Annotated in this window: 18 protein-coding genes and 1 tRNA gene; 11 read left to right on the top strand and 8 right to left on the bottom strand. The window is 64.2% G+C overall.

Annotated elements, in window-relative coordinates; translation table 11 throughout:
• Nucleotides 1-1163: 1163 nt before the first annotated feature.
• The 4 genes from MKW15_RS17580 to MKW15_RS17595 all read right to left on the bottom strand — a co-directional run bounded on the left by MKW15_RS17580 (nt 1164) and on the right by MKW15_RS17595 (nt 4492).
• Entirely contained in the window at nt 1164-2174 is a 1011-nt protein-coding gene (locus tag MKW15_RS17580) for a hypothetical protein (RefSeq protein WP_240860436.1), read from the bottom strand.
• Nucleotides 2175-2240: 66 nt separating this feature from the next.
• Nucleotides 2241-2807, bottom strand: coding sequence for a Pycsar system effector family protein (locus tag MKW15_RS17585; RefSeq protein ID WP_240860438.1), 567 nt, complete (start codon nt 2805-2807; stop codon nt 2241-2243).
• Nucleotides 2808-3128: 321 nt separating this feature from the next.
• On the bottom strand, nt 3129-3683 hold the full coding sequence (locus tag MKW15_RS17590) for a hypothetical protein (protein WP_240860440.1): 555 nt from the start codon (nt 3681-3683) through the stop codon (nt 3129-3131).
• Between the two features lie 723 nt (nt 3684-4406).
• Nucleotides 4407-4492, bottom strand: a tRNA-Leu gene (locus MKW15_RS17595).
• 484 nt (nt 4493-4976) lie between these two features.
• Between MKW15_RS17595 and MKW15_RS17600 the strand changes: the two genes are divergently transcribed.
• The 7 genes from MKW15_RS17600 to pknB all read left to right on the top strand — a co-directional run bounded on the left by MKW15_RS17600 (nt 4977) and on the right by pknB (nt 14674).
• Nucleotides 4977-6206, top strand: coding sequence for an FhaA domain-containing protein (locus tag MKW15_RS17600; RefSeq protein WP_308221065.1), 1230 nt, complete (start codon nt 4977-4979; stop codon nt 6204-6206).
• A gap of 307 nt (nt 6207-6513) precedes the next feature.
• On the top strand, nt 6514-6975 hold the full coding sequence (locus MKW15_RS17605) for an FHA domain-containing protein FhaB/FipA (protein ID WP_240860442.1): 462 nt from the start codon (nt 6514-6516) through the stop codon (nt 6973-6975).
• A complete protein-coding gene (locus MKW15_RS17610; RefSeq protein ID WP_240860443.1) occupies nt 6972-8510 on the top strand; it encodes a PP2C family protein-serine/threonine phosphatase in 1539 nt (512 codons plus the stop codon). Before MKW15_RS17605 ends, MKW15_RS17610 begins: the two co-directional genes overlap by 4 nt.
• A complete protein-coding gene (locus MKW15_RS17615; RefSeq protein ID WP_240860446.1) occupies nt 8507-9937 on the top strand; it encodes an FtsW/RodA/SpoVE family cell cycle protein in 1431 nt (476 codons plus the stop codon). The genes MKW15_RS17610 and MKW15_RS17615 overlap by 4 nt, the downstream gene beginning before the upstream one ends.
• Complete coding sequence (locus MKW15_RS17620; protein WP_240860448.1) at nt 9934-11421, top strand: penicillin-binding transpeptidase domain-containing protein; 1488 nt, start codon at nt 9934-9936, stop codon at nt 11419-11421. Before MKW15_RS17615 ends, MKW15_RS17620 begins: the two co-directional genes overlap by 4 nt.
• Entirely contained in the window at nt 11418-12755 is a 1338-nt protein-coding gene (locus tag MKW15_RS17625; protein WP_240860449.1) for a protein kinase domain-containing protein, read from the top strand. Before MKW15_RS17620 ends, MKW15_RS17625 begins: the two co-directional genes overlap by 4 nt.
• Nucleotides 12755-14674, top strand: coding sequence for a Stk1 family PASTA domain-containing Ser/Thr kinase (gene pknB, locus MKW15_RS17630; RefSeq protein ID WP_240860450.1), 1920 nt, complete (start codon nt 12755-12757; stop codon nt 14672-14674). The genes MKW15_RS17625 and pknB overlap by 1 nt, the downstream gene beginning before the upstream one ends.
• Nucleotides 14675-14678: 4 nt before the next feature.
• On the opposite strand, the gene MKW15_RS17635 is transcribed toward pknB, so the two are convergent.
• Complete coding sequence (locus MKW15_RS17635; protein WP_240860451.1) at nt 14679-15332, bottom strand: aminodeoxychorismate/anthranilate synthase component II; 654 nt, start codon at nt 15330-15332, stop codon at nt 14679-14681.
• A 124-nt stretch (nt 15333-15456) separates the two neighbouring features.
• Between MKW15_RS17635 and crgA the strand changes: the two genes are divergently transcribed.
• Both crgA and MKW15_RS17645 read left to right on the top strand, forming a co-directional pair.
• Nucleotides 15457-15747, top strand: coding sequence for a cell division protein CrgA (gene crgA, locus MKW15_RS17640; protein WP_240860452.1), 291 nt, complete (start codon nt 15457-15459; stop codon nt 15745-15747).
• Between the two features lie 81 nt (nt 15748-15828).
• Entirely contained in the window at nt 15829-16296 is a 468-nt protein-coding gene (locus MKW15_RS17645) for a PH domain-containing protein (protein WP_240860453.1), read from the top strand.
• A 270-nt stretch (nt 16297-16566) separates the two neighbouring features.
• On the opposite strand, the gene MKW15_RS17650 is transcribed toward MKW15_RS17645, so the two are convergent.
• Nucleotides 16567-17448 (bottom strand): rhomboid family intramembrane serine protease, encoded by an 882-nt coding sequence (locus tag MKW15_RS17650; protein WP_240860454.1) that lies wholly within the window; start codon nt 17446-17448, stop codon nt 16567-16569.
• A gap of 32 nt (nt 17449-17480) precedes the next feature.
• Complete coding sequence (locus tag MKW15_RS17655; RefSeq protein ID WP_240860456.1) at nt 17481-18002, bottom strand: peptidylprolyl isomerase; 522 nt, start codon at nt 18000-18002, stop codon at nt 17481-17483.
• A gap of 93 nt (nt 18003-18095) precedes the next feature.
• On the opposite strand from MKW15_RS17655, the gene MKW15_RS17660 reads away from it, so the two are divergent.
• Both MKW15_RS17660 and MKW15_RS24600 read left to right on the top strand, forming a co-directional pair.
• The gene (locus MKW15_RS17660) at nt 18096-18278 is read left to right on the top strand and encodes a hypothetical protein (RefSeq protein WP_240860458.1); all 183 of its coding nucleotides are present in this window, start codon (nt 18096-18098) and stop codon (nt 18276-18278) included.
• A 36-nt stretch (nt 18279-18314) separates the two neighbouring features.
• On the top strand, nt 18315-19373 hold the full coding sequence (locus MKW15_RS24600; RefSeq protein WP_308221066.1) for a DUF4190 domain-containing protein: 1059 nt from the start codon (nt 18315-18317) through the stop codon (nt 19371-19373).
• Between the two features lie 16 nt (nt 19374-19389).
• On the opposite strand, the gene MKW15_RS17670 is transcribed toward MKW15_RS24600, so the two are convergent.
• Entirely contained in the window at nt 19390-20076 is a 687-nt protein-coding gene (locus MKW15_RS17670) for a hypothetical protein (RefSeq protein ID WP_308221067.1), read from the bottom strand.
• Nucleotides 20077-20099 lie beyond the last annotated feature (23 nt).

Here is a 20099-nt window from a genome sequence, read left to right on the forward strand (position 1 = left end):
TTCCGACTAAGATGGCCTACTAAATCTAGGACATTCGAGGAGACTGTGCGGGTTCCAATATTCGATGCTGATCCAAGCCAGCTCATTGCCCCTTCGACAGGGACCCAAAGATGAGGGACGTCGAGACTAATATTGTCTAATTCAGACCTGTAGTACTCGAATACATAAGCTGTAAACGACGCCGACGTCTTTGAGTACTTTAGAGAGTAATTTTCGAAGCACGGATCTCCCTGCCAGCCTTCTGATATTCCGGGAATTACATTGTTGACTTCGTCCAGAATATTAGACATATACTGTTTGGAGTTTGCTTCTCGCAACCCGACTAAGAAGCCGGCCAAGTCACGCAGTGTCAAGCGCTGTTGCTTGCTTCGCACGACTAATTCATCCGGTTCCGTGAGATCGTCGCTAGTGACGATTAGTGACGCGTAAGGAAACATCCAATTCATCCATGTTCCCTCTGGGTGCGGATCGACAACAAGGAACTCCGTTCCACCATGTCTCAAGATATATTGGGGTGCAGTCAGCGCGAACCTACCGGGACACTCCTCTTCTGTGATCAGATGATTCTCCACATTGTCTCCAATGCTCCAGGAGTAATCAGATGTCATGAGTATTTATTCCTTCCGTCTGTCGTAGAATAAGATCGTTTGCAAGTAGCGCGATTTCATGTCCTGGCCGAAAGTACTTTGGGATGCTACCCTCAAACTTCGGTGTCACGCTTCTTTCAGAGTTAACTGTTATTTCGTTACATCGTGTCAGTTTACAAGGGGGCGGGAGTCTTTCTGGTCGTTCGCTAAGCCACACGCATAATTCCTTTGGTCCATTTTCCCTAGCTGCCACAACGCGATGGACTCCATCCAGTATCAACGGTCCCGCACTCGTGAGCTCGACAATCACGCCGACTGAAGCCTGAGGATTACCATCAACCGAATAGACGACGGGTAAGTATGGCGCCACTCCATCAGTCTCGAACCTGGCCAAGATCGTCGCCGCATTATCCAATCGCGGCTTGTGCACCATATCTATTGCTGAATAGAGCTCGGAGACTTGCACGGCACACAACTCTGACTTGCAAAGACTCTCGGCTAGCAAGCTAGCCCAGGATGCTCGTAACGCCGATTCGGCCTCGTCAAGCCCGATGGAAGAGACGCTCGAGGCTACGTTCACTGACGATACCCTTGCCAAGGTGGCGTCAAATTGATCATATGCGATGCCTCGGCGACAAGCAGTGGCGTACAACCCCCTGCTTCCGTAGCGATCGTCGAACGAAGGCCCATTCCCTTAAATCTCCCGCGCTCACCGACAGCGAACTCTGCTCTCGCCCTTAGGTCGTAGCAGTAGAGATAATACAGGCTCTTTGTGTTGTCCATGGATCGAATGATCAGCTGAACTGGAGTGTGAGCACTTCGAGTCGCGTCTACGACGACTCCGTTCACATCAAGCATTTCCGCACCATGCAGCTCCCCGCCGGTCCACGGCAACGCGCCGACTACGCTTTCGGAAGCAGCCGACGAGATGAATGGGCAAAGAATCCCACTCGGTGTCCTATAACGCAACCGCCAGTCCTTTCCGTACTCATAGATACGATATTCTGGTCGAGCAGTGAGTAATCTCTGCAATTGCTCAGTCACGGCTGCCGAACCCTCGTCGGTTAGTGCATGGATCGTGAGGTCTACATCGTGTAATACTCTTCCTCCATTTTGGCAGGCCAGACCGCCAGATCCGGTCAAGCCGATTCGACACTCGCGTAAGGCGGGGATTAGCGCCTTCGCCTCCTCTATGACTGCCCGTATAGTTGATCCATTGTTACCTGCCAGACCCGTTGCGAGCATTTCCTCGGTCCGCCAAATCTTAATGATACGTTCCTTTGTCACTGTCGACTTATAGCTAAGCAGATAGCCGAGATGCGCCGGAAGAGGATTGGCGGTTGTCCGCCCGTCTGTGGAAAGCTTACGAGTGCCGTTGGCGACAAAGTATGGTTTGGAATAGGTTGTTCCATTGACCTGATAGGTTCCAAGTCGATCTGGAATAAACGCTATCTCACCTACTATTGGATCTGATTCCCGCACCACCTGCGTCCCGTGTACCGATAAGATTCGGCCGTCGTCGAGTAGCACGTAGTCCTGGTCGTTAAGTATGGGCGTCTCAATGTTGAGCGTCTTCAGCGTAGACACCTAGGCCGTTCCGTTCCTTTGTGATTGCTCTTTTATGCCGATACACGAATTGCGCTATAAGCCACATTAGCGCGCTATCAGAGCAGCGATCGCTGCTATCGCGAATCCTCCGGTGACCATAGCTCTAATTGCCCATTGCACACGTACCGTCTTCTCTGAAGCTATCCTTGAGTTAATATGGATCTGACGAGCCAGTTCTAGAGTCAGCCGAGTGGGATCTTTCGTAAGATCTTCGATCTCCGCGCAGAACTTATCGCGGTCTTTGCCATAGTGCTGGTTAATAGCCCCATAGAAGAGCACGCTGATTCTATTTTCGGATGACCGCAGTGTGTCCTTGATGCGTGGCGTCAACGTCAATCCGCACGATATTCCTGCAATCACAAGCAATCCAGTGGACAGAACTGCCAAAATGTTTACCCAGACCCCAGTGTGGACCAAGCCACTGACCATGTTGTAGAGAAGGGTCGCCAATGCCCCGGTGAAAGCCAACGTGACCGTGGCTTTAGCATCCGCTTGGCGGATCCAATCGTTGATTTTGAGCAGGGCCTTCCACGCGTGATCCGGATCTGGCGGGAGCGATGGAGTATTAAGAATGGTGTTTTGGGGGTCTAAACCGTTCTTATCTTCGGTCATTCTTTCGCTAACCCTCGGCTTTCATTCGCAGTTGGACCGGCGTCCGCACACAGACTAGCTTCTCTCTTGCTCGACCGGGCGGCGAAAGAAGTCGTGTGATCAGTCGCCTTTTCGCCTGCATCAACTATGTCGTTACATGTCGTCGCACTCTGGCCGGGTCGTTGCCCTACGGCATCCGCCAGTTGTCAGCGGAGCCCCACCTCCATCTCGAACTCGTATTTCGCGATAGGGTGTGGGCCTTGCTGGCGGATGCCTTTGTGATCGACCACACCCCGGAATGCAGGGGCACGGCGACGTCCCTTCGTTGCTAGCTATAGCTAGCTAAGCTGGTGAGAAGTAGTTTTCGTGACTCGTTCGAGTGCTCAAGGCCATTTGACGTAGAGCTGCGGCGATGTTGGTTTGTTCGGCGTTGCGCAGGGTGGCCATGACGCGCAGTCCGGCACCGGTGCGGATCTGGGAGGCGTCTTCAGCGAAGGTGACGTCGCGGACGTAGTGGAGTCTGTTTCGATGAAACAGTGACCCGTGCGCCCAGTCGGCGATCAGCTGCGGTCGCGAGGCAAGCATGTCGAGATCGCCGATGAAACGAACGATTTCGACGGTTCGCTTGCCTTTGATGGTGCGGTTGCGGCGGATCTGGATGACCTGGCCGACGTGATCGAGCCCGACCATGTGCGCGGGCCCCTCGACGGCTTTGATGGTGCGCGTGTGCGCCGACCACGGTCGGAATCGGTTGGTGGTGGAGGGTCCGATCCTGTTCCACGGCAATGATTTCAACTGATCTAGCAGCGTTGGTTGATTGCATTCCACGGTCACCACGAAGTGTCCGCCCCAGCCGATGATGTAGTCGGCGGTGGCCCGCTGGGTATGCAAGTGCATCGAGCGTGATGACGGCGCCGGTTATGTCGATCGGGTCGAGCAGGTCTATGAGTTAGGGGATCTCGTTGGTCTTCGCGACTACGGCGACCTTGACCGATCACCGCGGTCCTGGTGTGGTCCATCGCCTACTTTGCCGGATGATCCTGCCCCGTACTGCCGGTCGAGGACGCCGCCGCGTTGCAAAGTTCACGGTGCTAGGGCCGGGTCGCGGTTCTGGAAAGGCGTCAAACTTGAAGTTGGCTCGCAATTCGTCAGCGGCCACTCGGGGTGTTGCGTGTCATCATCGACCGTCAATTGACCACCAGGGGCACACCATGGAGACAGTCAGTGCTCTTCAGACAATGTTCCGTTGTCTCAGGATTGAGCACATCACAGCCAACATCACAGCCACTTGTGCAGCCCCAGCGCACTGGGAGACATCAGAATGAAGGTGGCGTCTCGCCGCCTGCAAATCTTCGGTGAAGGTTGCGCCCCTTATCCGTGTCGACGCAGTTGATCTTACAGCCGCAGCGGAGATTGGAGCCGGGAAGTTGTGGCCGAAGGCACGGCATGGCGGGCCCCTTGCCTGCTGGATGCATGCCGAACTGCCTCACCGGGCAGCCAACGACGAAGTCCCGAAAACAACATGAGTCCAGCGACACGCGTGTCACCCGCCGCAAAGCGGGTGGTCAGGCCGCATATTCGCAACCTGACCTGGTGTACCGATTTGAGCTGAACCGCTCGTGGTGGGCGAAGGGGGACTTGAACCCCCACGTCCCGAAGGACACTGGCACCTGAAGCCAGCGCGTCTGCCATTCCGCCACTCGCCCGTGGCCGCCGATTGCTCGGCGGGCATGTTCGTCGGCCTGGGAGACCAACGGACCCGAGAACGATAACAGCCGGTTGGTCGCGATTCCAAACTGGATTGTTGCGGTGGGTGGCCAGCTGGTTGCCGACACTGTCGGCTCGCCGGGTTTCGACAGGCGTCGAGCTCGCTACGCTCGCACGTCGCCGCTCAACCAGCAAGAAGGGACGGCTCGCGGTCGGGCAGCCGTCGCCGCTCAACCAGCAATGAAGGAGCAGCTCGCAGTTCAGAGCCTCCCGCTCAACCAGCAAGAACGGACGCCTCGTCTACTGAAATCAGCAGGGGAAGAGCGTCGAACGGCTGAATGGTGAGTTGGCGAAGAAGCTGTTGCGGATGTTACACACGGTGCACCAGTTGTCTTGATGGCACGATTGTTTGCACTTGTCGCTATCATCAATCAAGGCCAGATGCACGGCGACACGCTCATATGCCGCGAAAGGAGGTCACGGGTGGGGATCCTGCAACGGATCGAACGCAAGCTCGAAGGTGCGGTTGACGACAGCTTTGCGCGCGTTTTCGGTGGTCAAGTGGCCCCGCAGGAGATTGAGAACGGGTTGCAGCGGGAAGCTCAGGAGTCCGTACGGGACGTCGGTGACGGCACCGTACTCGCGGCAAATAGCTACACCTTGTTGTTCAGTCCCACCGATCACCACCAGATCGCGGCCGAATATGAGCTGAATCGCAAGACATTCTCGAAGCATTTGGAAAACTTCATCAAAGACAATGGATGGCAGACCTACGGCAAAGTCGTCGTAGAGTTCGACCAATCGCCGTCCTTGCACACGGGGATTTTCCGGGCACGGGGCACCGTTAACCCGGATGCGGCGCCGCGTCCGGTGCCACCGCCGCCGGCGGGACCTCCCCCAGTGCAAGCGAACAGACCACAAGAAAATGCCCCACAACCAGTAGGAGCCCCAGAGATGACGCACAACCCCGGATACGACCAGCGCAGGGGCGCCGATCCCGCGTACGGCCAGCAGGGTGGCTACGACTACCAACAGGGCGGATACGACCAGTACGGACAGCAGGGATACGACCAGTACGGCCAGCCCGGTTACGACCAGTACGGACAGCAGCCCGGCTACGGACAGCAGGGATACGAGCAGGGCCAGCAGCCCGGCTACGAGCAGGGCTACGGCGCCCAGCCCGGCTACGGACAGCAGCCGGGATACGACCAGGGCTATGGCCAGCAACCCGGATATGACCAGGGTTACGGACAGCAGCCCGGGTACGACCAGGGCTATGGCCAGCAGCCCGGATACGACCAGGGTTACGGACAGCAGCCCGGGTACGACCAGGCCTACGGCCAGCAGCCTGCCTACGGCCAGCAGCCCGGCTACGACTATCAGCAGCCGCATGAGGCCTACGGTCGCGCACCGGCCGGCTATGCGCCGACGTCGATCACCCTGCTCCTCGAGGACGGCAGCAACCGCACCTTCCAGCTGCACGAGGGTTCCAACGTCATCGGACGTGGTCAGGACGCGCAGTTCCGCCTCCCCGACACCGGCGTCTCGCGTCGCCACGTCGAGATCCGCTGGGACGGCAACACCGCGATGCTGACCGACCTCAACTCGACGAACGGCACCACCGTCAACGACGTCGCGGTCAACAGCTGGGAACTCGCCGACGGTGACCGCATCCGGGTGGGCCATTCCGACATCACGGTGCGCTTCCAGTAGCAGCTACGACGGTTGGTGGGTCGCGAGGTCGTCTCACCGGCCCTTCGAGGCTCGTCGCTAGCGCTCCTCGCACCTCAGGGAGCGGAGGGGAATGCGCTCCTCGCACCTCAGGGAGCGGTGGTTACCGCGACGAGCCGACCGAAGTGCCGCACGGCACGGCGGTCACGGTTGATACTGAACTGTCATATCCGAATGACGGAGTTTGAGCGATCTGCCCATAAGATGCAGTCGGGTCTGCTGATTCGACTGGCGCCAGGGGGCGGAGCGAACAGACCGGACGTGTGATGGCGCTGGAGGTGAACGAAAGATGCAGGGCTTGGTGCTGCAGCTGACCCGCATCGGGTTCCTGCTGCTGCTGTGGCTGTTCGTGTTCGCCGTGATCCGGACCCTGCGCACCGACATCGCCAGCGCAGGCGGCCTCCGACTCCCCCGCTATTCCGGTAGCGACAAGCGACGACGCAACCCCGCGCAGCGCGGATCGGCCCGACACCTCGTCGTCACCCACGGCGCGCTCGCGAACACCCGCATCAGCCTCGGCAGCCAGCCCGTCCTCATGGGCCGCGCCGACGACTCGACCCTTGTTCTCACCGACGACTACGCGTCAGAACGCCACGCGAGGCTCTCGCGCCGCGGCGACGACTGGTACATCGAGGATCTCGGGTCGACGAACGGCACCTACCTCGACCGCACCAAGGTGACGACGCCGGTCAAGGTCCCGATCAGCACGCCGATACGGATCGGCAAGACCGTGATCGAGTTGCGCCCGTGACCCTTGTCCTGCGCTATTTCACCCGAAGCGACCGTGGCCTGGTCCGGTCCAACAACGAGGATTCGGCGTACGCCGGTCCTCGCCTGCTCGCCCTCGCCGACGGCATGGGCGGGCACGCGGCCGGCGAGGTGGCCAGCCAACTCGTCATCGAGGCGCTCAGCTCCCTCGACGCCGACGAACCCGGCGGCGACCTCCTCAGCGCGCTCGACCGCGCCACCCATGCCGGCAACGAGGCGATCGCCGCGCAGGTGGAGCAGTCGCCCGAACTCGAGGGCATGGGCACCACGCTCACCGCAATCCTGTTCGCCGGAAGTCGAATTGGGTTGTGCCACATCGGTGATTCGCGCGGATACATGTATCGCGACGGCGAGATCACCCAGATCACCCGCGACGACACCTTTGTCCAGACCCTGGTCGACGAGGGTCGCATCACGGCCGAACAGGCGCACACCCATCCCCAGCGTTCGCTGATCATGCGCGCCCTCACCGGCACCGAGGTGGAACCCACACTGACCGTGCGCGAGGCCCGTGCCGGGGATCGCTACCTGCTGTGCAGCGACGGCCTGTCCGACGTCGTGACCGAGGAAACCCTCGGGGAGACACTGGGTTCCATCGCCGACCCCCGCGAATGCGCCGACCGCCTCATCGAGCTCGCACTCCGCGGCGGTGGTCCGGACAACGTGACCGTGGTGATCGGCGACGTCGTCGACACCGAATATGGCGACTCCCGGCCCATCGTCGGTGGTGCCGCCGGCGGCCACGAAGACACCTACACCCCGGACCCGAAGACCGCGGCCGGACGCGCCGCTGCGCTGCGGCCGCCACCCGCGGAACCGTTGCGCCCCACCGTCCTCGACGAGCCGGCGCCGACCGGCCGCCGCAGTCATCTGGGCCGCTGGATCGCACTCGGCGTGGCGCTGATCGTCGTCGCTGCACTCGTCATCGGGTACTTCGTGATCCGGGCGACGATCTACAGCAACTACTACGCGACCGCCACCGACACCACCCAGGTCAACAACCTGACCGACGGCAACGTCGTGATCCGTCAGGGTTCGCCGGAGAAGTTCCTCTTCCGCACGATGAATCGGCCTGCGGCGAACGGATGCATCGAGACCGACGCGCAGATGGTGCCGCAGATCGTCTTCAAGGACGAGGGCCAGGAATGTGCCCGCACCCTGCGCCTGCTCGATCTGAAACAGGCCACCGCGCAGTCGATCGTCGACCTGAAGATCAAGAACCTCAGTCGTGACGAGGTCGAGAACTCGATCAGCGGCGAATTGCTTCCGGTGTGCCAGGACATGCCGACGAGCACTCCGCCACCGCGGACCGGCACGACGACGCCGAGCAACCAACCCGGATATCCGGGCGGCGGCGGAGCCGATTCGACGCTGACTCCGGGCGCCACCACGGCGCCGACGCGCCCGAACCCCGCTCCGGCACCGTCCACCACGCGACCCCCGCTCGACGATCCGAACGCCACCGGCACCGTGCCGAACACCCCACCTGTCGGCTACCCGGACTGCCGACAAAAATGACCCAGTCCGCGCCCGCTCCGCACGCACCCCCGCGTCAACCGAACGAGCAGACCGGCCGCAACACCGAGCTTCTGCTTCTGGTGTTCGCGATCGGCCTGGTCACGGTGGCGCTGTTGATCGTGCAAGCCGCACAAGGGCAGTCCATCACCTGGGCGCTCCTCAAGTACGTGGGCGCCTACATCCTGCTGTTCGGTGCGGCGCACTTCGTGATCCGCCGGTACGCACCCCACGCCGACCCGATCCTGCTGCCGGTGGTGGCCGTCCTCAACGGGCTGGGCCTGGTGCTCATCCACCGGCTCGACCTGGGCACCGCATCCAACGAGACACCCGTCCCCACCGAACACACCAGCAACGCCGACCAGCAGTTGCTCTGGGCGTTCCTCGGCGTCATCGCCTTCTCGGCGATCCTCATCGTCGTACGCGATCACCGCACGCTGTCTCGGTACGCCTACACCCTCGGTCTCGGCGGCATCATCTTCCTCGCGATCCCGGCGATCCTGCCGGCCGGATGGTCGACGATCAACGGGTCCAAGATCTGGATTCGCACGCCCTTCTTCAACATTCAGCCCGGCGAGTTCTCCAAGATCCTCATCATCATCTTCACCGCGGCGTTCCTGGTGGCCAAGCGCGACCTGTTCACCACCGCAGGCCGACACTTCCTCGGGATGGATTTTCCGCGCGCACGTGACCTCGGACCGCTGCTGGCGGCGTGGGCGATCGCGATCGGCGTGCTGGCCTTCGAGTCCGACCTCGGCACGTCGCTGCTCATCTTCACCACGATGCTGACGATGGTGTACGTCGCCACCGAACGGGTCAGCTGGCTGGTGATCGGTCTGACGCTGTTCGCGGCCGGGGCGGTCCTGGCGTACTCGCTGTTCAGCCACCTCCAACTCCGGGTGTCCATCTGGCGAGACCCGTTCGCCGACTTCTACGGCGACGGCTATCAGATCGGCCAGAGCCTGTTCGGCCTGGCCACCGGCGGCCTGCTCGGCACCGGTTTGGGGTCGGGCCGGCCCAACACCGTCCCGTTCGCCAACACCGACTTCATCATCGCGACGATCGGCGAGGAACTCGGCTTGGCCGGCCTCACCGCGATCCTGCTGCTGTTCCTGGTGCTGATCATGCGCGGACTGCGCACCGGCGTCGCCGTCCGCGACAGCTTCGGCAAACTGCTCGCCACCGGGCTGTCGTTCACCATCGCGATGCAGGTCTTCGTGGTGGTCGGCGGCGTCACCAAACTCATTCCGCTGACCGGTCTGACGACGCCGTTCATGTCGTACGGCGGGTCGTCGCTGCTGGCCAACTACATTCTTCTGGCCCTGCTGGTGCGGATCTCCAACGCGGCCCGCGAGCCCGATCCGGCCAATCGCCGACCGGCACCCAAGCCGGTCGAATCGCTGCCCACGCAGGCGGTGACCCGCGCATGAACAAGCCGATCCGACGGGTGTCGGTCGCGGTCATCCTGATGATGGTGGCACTACTGGCCAACGCGACCTACGTCCAGGTGTTCAAGGCCAACAGCCTGCGCACCGACAGCCGCAACGACCGCATCCTGCTCGACGAGTTCTCCCGGCAGCGTGGTCTCATCACGGCTGGCGGCACCGTGATCGCCAGTTCGGTGCCCACCGACGGCCGCTTCAAGTTCCAACGCGTGTATCCGGGGGAGACGGCGTTCGGGTTCGCACCCATCACCGGCTACTTCTCGCACATCTACGGCAACAGCCAGATCGAGGATGCCGAGAACAGCATCCTCAACGGCTCCGACGACCGGCTGTTCGGTCAACGGTTCATGGACATGCTGTCCGGCCGTGATCCGCGCGGCGGCAATGTCGTCACCACCATCGACCCCCGGATCCAGCGGCTCGCCTACAACGCCCTGCGCAACGGGCCGTGCGACGGTCCGTGCCGCGGTTCGCTGGTGGCGCTGCAACCGAACACCGGCAAGATCCTCGCGATGGTCTCGACACCCAGCTTCGACCCGAACCTGCTGGCCAGCCACGACGCCGACGAGCAGTTCCGCAACTGGGACCGGTTGACCAAGGATCCGCGTCAGCCCACGCTCAACCACGCCATCAACCAGCTCTACCCGCCCGGATCGACGTTCAAGGTGATCACGTCGGCGGCCGCACTGCGCGACGGGATCGACACCAGCATCCGGCTGACCGCGTCGCCGTCGATCGTGCTGCCCGGCACCAACCAGAGCTTGGAGAACTACGACGGCGAGACGTGCCCCGGGTCGTCGGGGGGAACCGTAACGCTCGAAACGGCGTTCAAGTTCTCGTGCAATACCGCGTTCGCCGACCTGGTGACCACGAAGATGAAAGATGCGACGACAGTGTTCACCGAGACCGCCCGGCTGTTCGGGATCGATCAGCCCGGACCGAACATCCCGATGACCGTGACCGAGTCGACCGTCGGTTCGATCACCTCCCCGGATGTGCTCGCCCAATCGGCGATCGGTCAGCGCGACGTCCGCCTCACCCCGCTGCAGAACGCGATGATCGCCGCTACCGTCGCCAATGGTGGCGTGCGCATGCGCCCGTACCTGGTGGATAAACTGCAGGCGGCTGATCTGCGCACCCTCGAGACCACTCAACCGGCGACGATCAACCAGCCGATCACCTCGGATCAGGCGTCGACCCTGACCCGGATGATGGTGCTGTCCGAACAGGAGACCAACGGTAGCGGCGGCGCTGTCACCGTTGCGTCGAAAACCGGGACGGCCGAACTGTCGGACCCGAACGCGACGCCGGTGACGTGGTACATCGCGTTCGGTCCGTCGACGAACGCACAGGTGGCCCTTGCGGTCGTCGTGGAAAACGGTAGGAATGGCGTGAAGTCGGTGGGCGCCGATCTCGCACCGATCGGACGGGAAGTGATCAACGCAGTGGTGGGAGGTCCAGGTCGATGACCTTGCAGAACGGCATGACCATCGCCGATCGCTACCGCCTGATGAGGCTGATCGCGACCGGCGGTATGGGACAGGTGTGGGAGGCGCTCGACACCCGGCTGAATCGTCGGGTGGCGGTCAAGGTTCTCAAGGCCGAGTACACCAACGATCCTGAGTTCATCGCACGGTTCCGCGCGGAGGCGCAGACCACCGCCAAGCTGAACAACCCCGGCATCGCCAACGTCTTCGACTACGGCGAGACACCCGATCGGGCCGGCGGCGAAGCGCTCGCCTATCTGGTGATGGAGCTCGTCGACGGTGAGCCGCTCAACTCGGTGATCTCCCGTCTCGGCCGGCTCTCGCTGACCAACACCCTCGACATGCTCGAGCAGACCGGTCGGGCGCTGCAGGCTGCGCACAGCCAGGGGCTCGTGCACCGCGACGTGAAGCCCGGCAACATCCTGATCACCCCGACCGGCCAGGTGAAGATCACCGATTTCGGTATCGCGAAGGCGGTGGACTCCGCACCGGTCACCCAGACCGGCATGGTGATGGGCACCGCCCAGTACATCTCGCCCGAGCAGGCCACCGGCGACGAGGCGACCGCGGCGTCGGACGTCTATTCGCTCGGCGTCGTCGGCTACGAGTCGCTCACCGGCCGCCGACCGTTCCTCGGTGACGGCGCAATCACGGTGGCCATGAAGCACATTCGGGAAACCCCGCCGCCGCTGCCGAGCAACCTGCCGTCGGGTGTGCGTGAACTCATCGAGATCACGATGGCCAAGGATCCGCGTCAGCGTTACGCCAACGGTGGCGAGTTCGCCGACGCCGTCGCCGCGGTGCGGGCGGGTCGTCGGCCGCCGCGTCCGGGTGCCGCCGCAGTCGCGGGAGCGGCTGCCGGGGCCGCTGGTGCTGCGGCGCTGTCCCGTACCGCGCCGGCAAGTGCGGCGTCACGCCCGCCGACCGCCCCCCGTTCCACGCCGATCCCGCCCCCGGATGACAGCTGGACCACCGGCCAGAAGGTGCTCGCCGGGGTGGCCGCCGCGCTGCTCGTCGGTGCGATCGGCCTGATCGGCTTCTGGTTGCTCACCAAGGATTCGTCGGGGGCGAGCGCGCCGACCCCGTCGTCGACGACGGTGACGCAGTTCCAGACGACGACGGTCGCACCGCCGCAGACCACCGAGACCGAAGACGACACCCCCACGCCGACCACGACGACCACCACTCGGCGGCCGACGACCCGCACGACCACCGAGAACACCACCACACCGACCACCGAACCCCAGACGAGCGAGAGCACCGACCCCGGCGCTCAGACCGCACCGCCCTGGTTGTCCTTCCCGCCGATACCATGATGTCGACGCCGCATCACCTCTCCGACCGCTACGAACTGGGCGAAACGCTCGGGTTCGGCGGTATGTCGGAGGTCCACTACGCCCGCGATCTTCTCCTGCACCGGGATGTCGCGGTCAAGGTGCTGCGCGCCGATCTGGCCCGCGATCCGACGTTCTACCTGCGCTTCCGGCGCGAAGCCCAGAACGCGGCCAAGCTGAACCACCCGACCATCGTGCAGGTCTTCGACACCGGTGAGGCCGAGACCGACGACGGTCCGCTGCCGTTCATCGTGATGGAGTACGTCGACGGCGACACGCTGCGCGACATCTTGCGCTCCAACGGTCCGGTCGCCCCGCGGCAGGCGATGACGTGGATGGCCGACGTCGCCGCCGCCATGGACTTCTCACACCGCAACGGCATCGTGCACCGCGACATGAAACCGGCCAACGTCATGATCGACAAGTCCGGTGCGGTCAAGGTGATGGACTTCGGTATCGCCCGCGCCATGAGCGACACCAGCGCGACCATGACGCAGACGTCGGCCGTGATGGGCACCGCGCAGTACCTGTCGCCCGAGCAGGCGCGCGGCATCAAGGTCGATCCGCGCAGCGACATCTACTCGATGGGGTGCGTGCTCTTCGAGCTGCTCACCGGGGAGCCGCCGTTCACCGGTGATTCGCCGGTCGCCGTCGCACACCAGCACGTCCACGAGGATCCGCCGTGGCCGTCGCACGTCAAGCCAGAGATCCCGCGCGAACTCGACTCCGTGGTCCTCAAGGCGATGAGCAAGAACAAGGAGAACCGCTACCAGTCGGCGGGCGATCTCCGCGCCGATCTGATCAAGGTGCTCGCCGGCGGCAAACCGTCGGCGCCGCTGCTGCTGTCGGACGCCGAACGCACCGAGTTCATCGACACCGGCCCACGCAAGGCCATGCGCGCCGAGGCGGCCGGCGGTGGTTCACATCGACGCGAGGACGACGACACCGGGCCGCAGGCGGTCCGACGCCGCTCCAAACCAGTGATGTTCGGGGCGGTCGCGGCCGTGGTCTTGTTGCTGGTCGCTGCGCTGTTCTTCTGGGCGCCGTGGAGCTCCGACGACTCCGCCCGGCAGGTCTCGGTGCCCGATGTCGCGGGCCTGACCACACCCGACGCGCGGTCGGCGCTGGAGAAGGCCGGGTTCGAGGTCAAGGAACTCCAGGAGCCGAGTGCCACCATCGACGTCGGCCACGCGACCCGCACCACACCGGGCGGCGACAACGTGATGGCCGCCGAGGGTTCCGAGGTGACGCTCTACATATCGTCGGGTCCACCACGCGAGAAGATCCCCGACGTCCGCGGCAAGACGCTGCCCGAAGCGACCGAGATGCTCAAACGCCGCGGCTTCACCGACGTCAAGACCGTCCGCGTCGACTCGACCGCCGAACTGAAGGACAAGGTGGTCGAGACCGCCCCCATGATCGGCACCGAGGTGCCCGTGACCGGGGTCGTGGAACTGCGCATCGGCAACGGTCCCAAGCTGGTGACCGTGCCTAATCTGGTGGGTCAAACCCGGCAGCAGGCGCAGGTGTATCTCGAGCAGATCCAGCTCCGCATGGTCGTCGTGCAGGTCGACTCCGACCAGCCTGCCGGTCGAGTGGTCAGCTCGTCGCCGTCGGCCGACGTCGAGGTCAGCGAGGGCAGCGTCGTGCAGGTCTCGGTGTCGCGCGGCAACCTGTTCGTGATGCCCAATCTCCGCGGCAGCACCCCCGCCCAAGCCTTGGCCGAGCTGAGCCGGGCAGGTTGGGATCGCAGCACGCTGACGCGGTCGACGCGCAACGTCCCGCTCGGCAGCCCCGACGACGGCAAGGTCATCGGGCAAGACCCCGCCCCGGGAAGCAAGGTGCGCAAGAACGGGTCGATCAGCATCGTCGTCGGACAAGCGAGTCTGCTGCCCAACTGACTCCTCAGCGCGTGATGGCAGCCGCCATCTCGGCTTCCAGCGCGGCGACGCGCTCTTCGGGGATCTCGATGCCGCACACCGCGAGCCAGTTGGCGAGCATGCGGTGGCCGCCCTGGGTGAGCACGCTCTCCGGGTGGAACTGCACGCCGTGAATCGGCAGCTCCCGATGTTGCATGGCCATGACGATGCCCGATTCGGTGCGACCGGTGACGACGAGTTCGTCGGGGATGGTGTCGGGCACCACGGTCAGTGAGTGGTAGCGGGTGGCCGTGAACGGATCCGGTAGGCCGGCGAGGACGCCGACGCCGTCGTGGGCGACCTGAGACGTCTTGCCGTGCAGAAGTTCTGGCGCACGGTCGACGGTCGCGCCGAAAGCCGCACCGATCGCCTGATGTCCGAGACAGACACCGAGCAGAGGGAACCCGTGCTCGGCCGCGACGGTCACCATCGGCGTCGTCACGCCGGCGCGCTGCGGGGTCCCCGGGCCCGGGCTGAGCAGCACACCGTCGAATCCGGTTGTCGCCGAGACAAGATTCTCGGTGTCCAAGTGCGGGTCGTCGTTGCGCCACACCACAGCCTCGACACCGAGCTGGCCCAGGTACTGGACCAAGTTGTAGACAAAGCTGTCGTAGTTGTCGATGACCAGGATGCGTTGCACCCCGACAGGCTACCGCCGCAGCAGGGGTGGTTACGACGGCGACCAGGTGAGATACCGTAGAGGAGAGCTTTTGCGCGCGCCGGGAGCCATCCCAACTGCGCGGTGTCGTACTACAGAGGAAGTCATGCCGAAGTCAAAAGTCCGGAAGAAGACCGACTACACCATCAACCCGGCCAGCCGGACCCCGGTCAAGGTCAAGGCCGGACCGTCCAGTTCGATCTACGTGGGCGTGATGCTCGGGCTCATGGTGCTCGGACTCGCCTGGCTCGTCGTCTACTACCTGGCCGCGAGCAACACCACGTACGGCGGCGAGGGCCAGCCCCTGCACTGGATGGCGAACCTCGAGGCGTGGAACTTCCTCATCGGCTTCTCACTGATGGTCGCCGGCCTCCTGATGACCATGCGGTGGCGCTGACCTGCGCATATTGTCCGCATCAGGTTCTCCACACTGTGGAAATCACATGTGTGTAATTCATCCCCACTGTGAGTAACTTCTGTGGATAACTCTGTCGACGCCTCTTGGGCGACCCCCCGAGCCGCTGCCGCAGCCCTCTGTATCGCCGGGTTCGTCCTGCTCGCGGTGGCCTTGGTGGCAGCTCCCGACGCGGTGGGGTTGCTGATGATCTCTGTCGCCGGCGTCCTGTTGCTGGCCTTCGGCGGGTACGCGCTGATCATCCGGCCACGTCTGGCCGTTGCGGCGTCACCACCGCAGCTGACGATCCGGACGATCGGCGGCGTCCACACCTACGCGCCGGATCAGGTCGAACGCATCCGCCTGCTGGCCCTGCGTCGGATCGGACGCCGGACCGCGCAGCTGGAGATCGATCTGCTCCCCGACGGCGCCGGCTCGCGCGACGACGCCCGGCTGGTGGTCTTCAGCCGATGGGATCTCGGTGCCGACCTCATCACCGTGGTCGACGAATTGCGCCGCGCGGGCTTCACGGTCGACGACGCGCGGCCGTAGGACACGCCCCGATCGCCGGCTGAGCAGCAAAGAGTCCACTCCCGCCGGAGGTGCAAGCGAACAGTCGCCACCCGCTGGCTAGGTGCGAGCCTGCGAGCCTCGAAGCCCGTGGTGAGACGACAATGTCCTCTCACCAGGCCTTCGAGGCTCGTCGCTAGCGCTCCTCACACCTCAGGCAGCGGGTGGGGGCTCCTCACACCTCAGGCAGCGGGTGGGGGCTCCTCACACCTCAGGGAGCGGAGGAAGGCACCTGCGGGGGAGCAACACCTTTCAGCGCAGGATCATCGGCCCGCTGTACATGACTCCTGCGCCGACCCCGACAGCGAGCGCCAGCACCAGCAGAACGCCGAGCGCGGCCCACGACACCCGCGATGCCGACGCCGCGTCGAGCCGATTGCGTGGCAGCACCAGTTCGGGGAGGTAGACGATCGCGGCCGTTGCGGCGACGCCAAAGGCCAGACCGCCGAGATGTGCCATCAGGGAGATGCCCGGCAACGAGATCGACAGGACCACGTTGAAACCGATGATCACCAGCACCGGGGTCGGCGAGACGCGGGCCTTGAGAACGATCACCAGCATCGCCCCCATCAGCCCGTAGATCGCACCGGATGCGCCCGCGGTCTGGACGTTGTCGGCTTCGAAGAGCATCACGGCAGCGCTGCCGCCGAGTAGAGAGATCAGGTACACCGCGAGATACCGGTAGATGCCCAGGGCGATCTCGAGGTCGCGGCCGATGATGTAGAGCGAAATCATGTTCACTGCGACGTGCATCACGGTGAAGTGCAGGAATCCGGCGGTCAGCAGACGCCAGTACTCACCGTCGCCGACGATGCCCTTGACGAGATCACCGTGTGCGAACAGTGCCGCGTTCGAGGGGTCGGTGACACCGGCCTCGGCAACGCACAGTCCGAACACGATCAGGTTGATCGCGATCAGCGCGTAGGTCGCGTACGGCGTCCGGCTCGACGAGATGGCCCGGAACGACCACGACCGTCGTCCCGGATTGGCCGAACCTCGCTGGACTCCGTCGTCGCGCAGGCAGTCGACGCAGTGCTGGCCGACCGCGGCGGGACGCAGACATTCCGGACACGCCGGCCGCCCACACCGACTGCAGGACAGCCCGGTGGGGCGGTCGGGGTGCCGGTAGCACACGGCCACCTGAGGTGGCGTGTACTGAGGGCCGGTCAGTTGACCTCGATCTTCTCGATGACGACCTCGTCGAGCGGACGGTCACGACGGTCGGTCGAGGTGGTGGCGATCGCGTCGACCACCTGCTGCGACGCGGGGTCGGTGACCTCGCCGAAGATCGTGTGGCGACGATTCAGGTGCGGGGTCGGGCCGACGGTGATGAAGAACTGCGAGCCGTTGGTGCCGGGTCCGGCGTTGGCCATCGCGAGCAGATAGGGGCGGTCGAACTGGAGTTCCGGGTGGAACTCGTCGGCAAACTGGTAGCCCGGGCCGCCCGTGCCGGTGCCGGTGGGATCGCCGCCCTGGATCATGAATCCCTCGATGACGCGATGGAACGGCGAGCCGTCGTAGAACGGTCCGGAGTTGCCGCCCGACGCGTTGGGCTTGGTGTAGTCCTTGCTGCCGTCGGCGAGACCGACGAAGTTCGCGACGGTCTTGGGAGCGTGATTCGGGAACAGGTCGACCTTGATGTCGCCGCGATTGGTGTGAATGGTTACAGAAGAATTCGGTGTGGTCACACCTCCATCCAACCATCTGCGACGAAGTCGGTGGTCAGACTGCACGACCAACCCCGCTGGCATCGTGTCGCGTCGACTGGCAGTCTTGTCCACATGCCCAAGAAGTATCTGATCGCCGCCGCAGGTGCGCTGGTCGCGAGTGTGTCGGCCGGCATCGCTGTCCTGCTGGTCCGACGGTCGCGGCGCGAACCTGCTCCGGTGTCTGCCACTGTGCCCCGTGTTGAGGAATTGACCACGACGATCGACTCCGAGAAGTCGACGTCAGAGGCCTCCTGACGGCGGCCGGTCGATCGCCACAGGTAATTTGGAACCGTGACCTCCGACGACGAACGCAATCGGCCGCCCGGCCCGGGCGATGCCGATGACGCACGTGGCGCCGGACCGGCTCCATCGTCCACCGAGGCCGGCTCCGGCAGCCTGGCCCCATGGGAGCGTCCTCCGCGGGCTCCGCTGAGTGCACCCGTGCGTCCGCCGTCCGGCGAGCCATCGTCGGCCCGACCCCCGACGCCCGACCCGCGTCGCACCACCGGCAGCCATCCGATCCCGCCGCGCGGCCCAGTCACCGGTCCGCGCCCGACCGGCGGCCCAGCGCGTTCCGGCGTCGGTCCGACCACCACCGGCGGTCAGCCCATCCCGCCGCGCGCCGGATCGATGCCACCCCGCTCGCCCCGCACGACGGGACCGCAGAGCGTCACTCCCAGGACCACAGGACCGCACCCGACGACGCAGTCCGGACCGCCGCCGCGACCGGGTGGGCCTCCCCCCGGCTATCGTCCGCCGCCGGGCCAGCGTCCACCTCCGGGTCGGGGTGCTCCCCCGTCCGGTGCGCGTCCGCCCGGCCCGCGGCCACCCACTTCGGCGCCGACAAGTGCCCTGGGCTCGCGTTCGTCGGACGGACCCGACGAGCGTCTCGATCCGTTCTACGACGACGACAACGACTTCGCGCCCGTACCCTCCTCGAGACCAGAGCCCGCCGGTCGCGGCCTCGACAAGGGCAGCGACAAGTCGGCGCTGGCGTATTCAGCGGTGCGCTCCGACCCCGAACCCGACCGTGATTCCCCGATCGATGCTGCTCCGGAGGAACCCGTGCGCCCGAACCTGGCCAAGCCGGCCGACAACCGACGACCCACCGCACCACCAGAACCCCGACGCCGCGTCAACCGGATGGCGATCTGGGCGCTCGTCTTGTCGATGCTCGGCATCACGGCGCTGATCGGTATCGGCCTGGGCTACAAGTCCGTGATCGACATTGGCCGCTCACGAGAAGAGGGCCGACCATATGCGGTCGCGGCCATCGTGGTCGGCTCCCTTTACGTATTCGTGTTCGTGGTCGGCTTGATCGTCTACTGGTGGATCCGTAGCGGTAGCTGATCCGCCGTCGTGTAACCTACGGCCGACTTCCGGACGCAATCGCCAACTCGCGCAGGGCATCCCGTGTCGACTGGGCCAGGTTCTCCTGAGCGGAACGGTCGAGTCCGGTTCCGGCGCCGAGGACCGGGTCGTACTCGAGTGCGATCACGCCGGCGACCTCGCCCGACACGGCCGCCACCACGAGATCTTGCAGCGGACGCGGATCGATATCGGGCACTTGAGGATTGATCACGATGATCGTCCTACTCAGCACGCCCATGCGTTGCCACTGGTCGAGGTAGATGCGTGCACGATTCAGCAAGTCGGGCCGCGGGCTCAGCACGAGGACCGGAATCATGTGCTGCGCCAACGGGCCTTCGGCAAGATCAGGCAGTACCGACAGGGCGCGGGCACCGGCGTCGACCACCGGCACTGCGCCCTGACCCCACGCGTAGGCGACGCTTTCGCTGATCGTGTCCTCGTCGTGCGCGAGGTACAGACCAGTGCCGAACGTCGACCGCAGGAGGTCGGGGTCGCCGCCCGCACGCATGCGGAGTTCGAGATCCCCGTCGTTGCCGGCGGCGTCGATCCACCACGACGATTCGCCCAGAGTGGTTGCGGCACGGTGATCGGCGAGCAGCGCCGCGATCACCGAGGTGCCGACACCACCGGCGGTGCCGCACACGATGACCGGACGCTCGGGCCAGGGTGGTGGCTGGGTCACGGCACGATCAAGTAGAAAGCCGT

It is taken from the genome of Gordonia gummivorans, from assembly GCF_022513585.1.
Taxonomy (GTDB): Bacteria; Actinomycetota; Actinomycetes; order Mycobacteriales; family Mycobacteriaceae; genus Gordonia.